3 protein-coding genes are annotated in these 1,639 nt (G+C 27.9%); all 3 read right to left on the minus strand.

The genetic code is table 11. The features are described from left to right. Positions 1 to 141: 141 nt before the first annotated feature. The gene (locus ACEN2I_RS19925; RefSeq protein ID WP_441767826.1) at positions 142 to 594 is read right to left on the minus strand and encodes a cytochrome c oxidase assembly factor Coa1 family protein; all 453 of its coding nucleotides are present in this window, start codon (positions 592 to 594) and stop codon (positions 142 to 144) included. A gap of 196 nt (positions 595 to 790) precedes the next feature. Then, on the minus strand, positions 791 to 1,255 hold the full coding sequence (locus ACEN2I_RS19930) for a DUF6896 domain-containing protein (RefSeq protein WP_441767827.1): 465 nt from the start codon (positions 1,253 to 1,255) through the stop codon (positions 791 to 793). Between the two features lie 9 nt (positions 1,256 to 1,264). After that, positions 1,265 to 1,543, minus strand: a complete 279-nt coding sequence (locus ACEN2I_RS19935) for a hypothetical protein (RefSeq protein WP_441767828.1) — start codon at positions 1,541 to 1,543, stop codon at positions 1,265 to 1,267. Positions 1,544 to 1,639: the final 96 nt, after the last annotated feature.

Raw genomic sequence — 1,639 nt, forward strand, 5'->3', positions numbered from 1 at the left:
TTGCGGAATCTCAGCGGTTCCGTTCAACACGGGCTTCATTGTTCGTGCTACGCACGCAACGAATCCCTTAGCTGTTAGCAGATGGTTTTTTGTTTTTACAATTAAGTTTCAGGATTTCAATATTGTTTTAATTTTGTGATGTTACTTTTTTTCAATCGTATCTTTTAAAATTTGTATTTCTTCTTTCGGCTCTTTAATTCGTATGTTTATTTTTTTATATTCCCATTCTTTTCCATTTTTGTCAGCAGAAATATCCATTTTCCCTTTTCCTTTATTTCCTTTTATTCTTATTGACAATTCGACTGAATTATTATTGTTTGAGTAAATCGCATTTCCTTCCAAAATTGCTAAATTATCGATCGGTTCAATTTCTCCTATAAGTTCAATAACTCTTTCATTAGATTTTGCTTTCTCAATCGCTTTTTCATAAAGTGAATTATCCGAATATGCATGAGCAATATCTGTAACATTTCCGTCAATACTTGAACTTAAAATTACTCCAAATAAGAGTAAAAAAACTAGTAAGAAAGTTGGTAAAAACCATTTCCAATTTCTTTTCCACCAACTTTTCTCAACAATTAATTCATTATCCATTTTCTATATTTTAATTTATTTTTTTAATTATTTTTTCTGCGATATTTCGGCTCACACTATCTGCTAACGTTTTGCTACTTTGAGATGGCTGGAAGTTCGTAACCGCTCAATTTTCGGCCTAACGACAACTGGATGCGAAACGATAATTCCACTAAATTCCAGCTAGCTCAAAATAGCTGTTGTGCGATCGTATTTTTTAATTTATTTTGTTGAAATTTAATACCCGAGTTTTTATGAATTCATTTTCGCCAATATCTATGATAATCTTTGCTTTTTCAAGTTCCAATATTAATTCATTAAATCTCTTTTCGTTAGATATGATATTAGAAACTTTTTTTAAAGATTTAGTGGTTAATATAAATTTGTATAAATAGTAATTATCAATTACTCCATAATTTCCATTTCTGTTTATTTTCACATATACTAATTGTTTAGTTTCTGAATTTTCAAATTCACAAGCATCGCCATGAAACCAATATGTCCAATTTTCTGAAAGATTACCTTTTCGAAGATTGTTTTTTATTGAGATGAATTTATTGAACGGATTTTTTTCTTTTTTATCGACTCCAAATTCAGTTAATAATTTTTCAATTAATTTCTTTGCAGTTTTATCAAAGTCCAAAATTGCTTCAGTAACTATTTTTTTTTCCAACTCATTCATAGTCTATTCCTAAATTAATTCATAAAATTCAATTCCGCCAATCAAATTATCTTTAAGTATATCTATAATTATTGTTCCTCTTTCTGGATGTTCAATGATTAGATTATTTGAAAATTGCCATTTAGAACCAAGTTGGTTTGGATTTTCACTGTTTACAAATTGATAATACGCTTTGTTTTTCCATTTTCCGCCATTACAATTTTGCAATGAATTAATTATATTTACATTTTTTGGTTCTTCTTTTTCAAGAATTTTAATTAAATCTTTTATTAGAGTTTCTATTTCCATTTTTGTGTAATATGTCGCACAACGTCAGTCTGTGAAAAAACTTCCGTTTTTGTTTTAAACAAATATAGAAAAGTATTGTTTAAAAACAGGATTTTT

Source organism: Flavobacterium sp. W22_SRS_FK3, assembly GCF_052113665.1.
Classification (GTDB): Bacteria; Bacteroidota; Bacteroidia; order Flavobacteriales; family Flavobacteriaceae; genus Flavobacterium.

Excerpts from the sequence above, each read along its gene's own strand:
- ACEN2I_RS19925 (WP_441767826.1), bottom strand. The coding sequence starts at position 594 with ATGGATAATGAATTAATTGTTGAGAAAAGTTGGTGGAAAAGAAATTGG.
- ACEN2I_RS19930 (WP_441767827.1), bottom strand. The coding sequence starts at position 1,255 with ATGAATGAGTTGGAAAAAAAAATAGTTACTGAAGCAATTTTGGACTTT.
- ACEN2I_RS19935 (WP_441767828.1), bottom strand. The coding sequence starts at position 1,543 with ATGGAAATAGAAACTCTAATAAAAGATTTAATTAAAATTCTTGAAAAA.